The 538-nt window shown below is 42.0% G+C and carries 1 protein-coding gene; it reads right to left on the bottom strand.

From position 1 onward, the window contains the following. Nucleotides 1-538: AAA family ATPase (locus DXB58_RS28280; protein WP_233527354.1), on the bottom strand; the 538-nt coding region annotated here is incomplete at both ends.

Below are 538 nucleotides of genomic sequence, written 5' to 3'. Positions count from 1 at the left end.
CGTATGGCTCATCCATACTAATATTCTTTATATTATTCAACTCACTAAAAATACTTAGTTGGGAGAATTTGGTAATACCAGTCAGAAATACATATCGCAAATAAGGATCACAAGCTTTTAACGGACTGTAGAAGTTACGCATGATATTACGCAATACATCCAGGTTTTCCCATTCGTGCACCACATCCAGCAGAGGAGCATCATATTCATCAATAAGCACGACCACTTTCTTGCCGGTTTGCTCATAAGCACGTTTTATCAGTCCCATCAAACGCTGATTGGGATTAACCTCCTCCTCCAGCCGTCCATAAATCTGCTCATAGCCATACAATTTCAGATTTAACTCTTGGAGCAACTGTTCACTATCCGCATGCTTAGCGGTACTCATATCGAAGTGAAGTACCGGATATTCCGTCCACTCCTTCTCCAGTTTCTCCATAGCCAATCCATGAAACAGCTCCTTACGTCCGGAAAAATAGCTATGCAGCGTGGAAGTAAGTAATGATTTCCCAAAACGTCGTGGACGGCTCAAGAACAT

The sequence above is a fragment of the Bacteroides sp. OM05-10AA genome (genome assembly GCF_003439055.1).
Lineage (GTDB): Bacteria > Bacteroidota > Bacteroidia > Bacteroidales > Bacteroidaceae > Bacteroides > Bacteroides intestinigallinarum.
Note: the sequence above shows the minus strand (reverse complement) of the source record. Positions and strands in the feature narration are given on the sequence as shown.